This window comes from Nitrospira sp. BLG_1, from assembly GCF_047338595.1.
Classification (GTDB): Bacteria; Nitrospirota; Nitrospiria; order Nitrospirales; family Nitrospiraceae; genus Nitrospira_D.
This window is the reverse complement of sequence record NZ_JBLFBO010000099.1, coordinates 1-2,808: the sequence shown is the minus strand read 5'-3', so window position 1 is coordinate 2,808 and position 2,808 is coordinate 1. Positions and strand designations below refer to the sequence as shown.

The 2,808-nt window shown below is 56.4% G+C and carries 2 protein-coding genes and 2 pseudogenes; 2 read left to right on the top strand and 2 right to left on the bottom strand.

Features of this window, described 5'->3' with window-relative positions:
* The first annotated feature begins 1,190 nt into the window (after window positions 1-1,190).
* Window positions 1,191-1,409 (top strand): hypothetical protein, encoded by a 219-nt coding sequence (locus ACMTNU_RS20380; RefSeq protein WP_413937126.1) that lies wholly within the window; start codon window positions 1,191-1,193, stop codon window positions 1,407-1,409.
* 148 nt (window positions 1,410-1,557) lie between these two features.
* Here ACMTNU_RS20380 and ACMTNU_RS20375 read toward each other — a convergent pair whose 3' ends face one another.
* Together ACMTNU_RS20375 and ACMTNU_RS20370 are read right to left on the bottom strand one after the other, a co-directional pair.
* Window positions 1,558-1,893, bottom strand: coding sequence for a helix-turn-helix domain-containing protein (locus ACMTNU_RS20375; protein ID WP_413937125.1), 336 nt, complete (start codon window positions 1,891-1,893; stop codon window positions 1,558-1,560).
* A 69-nt stretch (window positions 1,894-1,962) separates the two neighbouring features.
* Window positions 1,963-2,142, bottom strand: a pseudogene (locus ACMTNU_RS20370) (BrnA antitoxin family protein); the annotation flags it as partial.
* 210 nt (window positions 2,143-2,352) lie between these two features.
* Between ACMTNU_RS20370 and ACMTNU_RS20365 the strand changes: the two are divergent.
* Window positions 2,353-2,628 (top strand): annotated as a pseudogene (locus tag ACMTNU_RS20365) (IS3 family transposase); the annotation flags it as partial.
* Between the last annotated feature and the right edge of the window lie 180 nt (window positions 2,629-2,808).

Genomic DNA, 2,808 nt, shown 5'->3' with positions numbered 1-2,808 from the left:
GCTGAGTTTCAAGCCGCTCTGGATGCTCCAACTCGCCACAACCCCCGTATACAGCCTCTCTTGACCGAGCCGGGATTCTTTGACGCTGATCCTTCTTTCACAGCATCAGAGAAGCGTTGACCAGGACGATCGAACAATTTCAGCAGCATCATGCCATTGAACCGTTCGATTGGGGTCGGGACGAACCAATCGCTTTCTCAAACAGCACGCACTCCAACGCGCTTCATAGCCATGGATAAAGACGCATGCACTTACAGATAAATGCAAACGTTCTTCTCGAGATACGGACCAGTGCGAGTTAGCTCGATTCAAGGTTCCTTGATTCCACACTGCTCAATGACCTACTGTTGATCCCACACGGGCCATTTTCTCTTCAAGTTTCAACGGCACGGGATGTTCAGCGAAGAGGTCTGCTTTGCATGCTTTCCCATTCACGCTGTAGAAATTACAGGGTAGACCTCTCTGGGCGGAGACTTTGCCAGTCAGGCCTCTGATGCACCGCGTCAGGAGACGCCGTGCCAGGTGGAGTCGGGCACCGTTGTGTCGCGCCACGCGACTCGACCGTGCCGAGAGAACAGCCGTCGCCCAGTAAGGGATGTGGCAACGCCCGTGGCAACCGCGCCATCGCAAACGATGTCACGCTTGCAGCCGCGCGTTGCCACAAACTGGGAGATTCTGTTGCGCCCCGATGTAGGTGAGGGGCACAACATGATGTTGAGAGGAGGTTGGTGTGCGAGTTTGGTGTCTGAGTCCGTCCATAGTCGGCTCGGCTTATCGAGCGTGATCGAAGAGCAGAGTGAGTGACAGCATTGCTGGGGCGAGGAACGGAGAGTGTCGTGTGGTCCTGTAACTCCGTGCCACGTGAGAAAGAGGGCGGTTCTGTATGCGTACGGCGACGTCCTTGTGAGAAGTGGTGAATGGCCAATTCGCGTCCCTTTGATCCTTTCCGACAATCAGTTCGCACATCGACCTTTGCGCAGTGGATGGCATGCATGGCACAATTGAGAAGACGATGCGTGGCAACTAATAGGGGCACACCAATGTACTTCCCCAGTTGGCTGAGTTCACATGATCACGTGACTCGTCACAGGTTGAAGAAAGGGTGTCAGGTAGCGGTCTCCTGTACGTACAGCAGACTGGTTGGATGAGAACTGCATCGAAATCATTCCGACTGACGAAGGAGGTTTCGTATGATTCGTATTCTATGCGCGCTGCCCTTTACCCTTCTGGCGGGTGCCATGATCGCTGGCTGTGCCGATGATTCTGTTTCGGGTCGGCAACGACCCGCCCCTGGCTATGACAACGTTCATATGGGATCGCCGCAGCCGGGCCAACAGCATCGTTACGACGAACCTCCGCCGGCTGCACAACGTGATCCTTATAGCCGGAGCCAGCCTGGATACTATTAGCAAGACGCCCTGACCCCTGGGGTTGTGATGCGCTGAGTTGTCAGTATCCGTTAAGAGACGAGGGGAGGGGCGCGTTCTGAGAAATGACAGGGAACGTCCGGTTCATCTCTTAGGAGAGGGAGCGCCTTCGCAAGAGAACGCTCCGTGCTTACGATCGCGCCAGTATCAGATGCCCGATGCGAGCAGAGGCTGGCCGAACTTTGATTTCAATATCATAGCCGAGCCGATTCAGACACTCCATCAGTTTGCGTTCAGACACATTGGAGAAGTCCCCACGCAGCATGCTGGAGACCTTCGGTTGTGTGAGTCTCAAGCGTGTGGCTGCGGCTTGATGGGTGAGCCCTAGTTGGCGAATTGCTTTCCGGATCTCGATTACCAGCCCGGTCTTGATCTGGAGCGTATCTGCATCTGGCAGCTCCAAGTCTGCGAAGACATTACCAGACCCGCGAGAGACCTCAATTCCTTTAATGACTCTCCTTTTCATGTCGTCGCTCCTTAGCCGCGCCTCAGGCACTTTCGGCCTCGCGCGGAAGACGGCGAGATTCTCCTTACATTACGCCGCATGTGGGCGCCGACGCGATCGTGTGCGACTCTTCGGCATGTGTGGCTGGCGCGGAGCCTGGTGCTCCATGGCTGCGCGCAGGATGCGGTTCAGTCGCGTCTGATAGCCCTTCCCATGCAGTTTGAGCCAGTCGAGCACATCGACATCGAGACGCACCGTGACTTGTTGCTTCGCCGCGACACACCGGCCTCGCCTGCGGCCTCCTCACTCTCCATGCCTGCCGCGATCGCCGCCCAGAACCGTCGTCGCTTATCTCGGCCTGCTACCGACGGTCGATCGGGTGACGGCAAGGGGGGCCGCCCAGACCGATCCGAACGGCGCTTTCGAATGTTCATCGCAACCTCCTTCATCAAGATGTTGCAACGACCACTTGAATCCGCCCAATATGCCGCCACAAACTACCAGCACCGACTGGCTGAGTACGGCCTCACTCCCAGCATGAGTCGCAAAGGTAACTGCTGGGATAACGCCTGCGTGGAAAGTTTCTTTGGCACACTCAAGCGTGAGCTGGTCTATCATCAGCACTACGCCACGCGAGACGAAGCGAGACAGGACATCTTCCACTACATCGAGGTGTTCTATAATCGGCAGCGACGGCACTCGACGCTCGGCTATCACTCCCCGGCCGAGTATGAAGCGAGGGTGAAAGTCGCTTAACCAGGTGTCCACGGAATTGGGGGAAGATCAGGCTCACACAATGTGGCGTGGATTACGCTGTGATCCAGACGTTAAAAGGAGAGCCGCTCCCTGGTTCGGCGAAGTACTACATCCACAATTGGAACGCGCGATTGCGGGATGCCGTGACCAGGCTGGAAGCGTTTACGAAGGCGGTTCTAA

Excerpts from the sequence above, each read along its gene's own strand:
- ACMTNU_RS20380 (WP_413937126.1), top strand. The coding sequence starts at position 1,191 with ATGATTCGTATTCTATGCGCGCTGCCCTTTACCCTTCTGGCGGGTGCC.
- ACMTNU_RS20375 (WP_413937125.1), bottom strand. The coding sequence starts at position 1,893 with ATGAAAAGGAGAGTCATTAAAGGAATTGAGGTCTCTCGCGGGTCTGGT.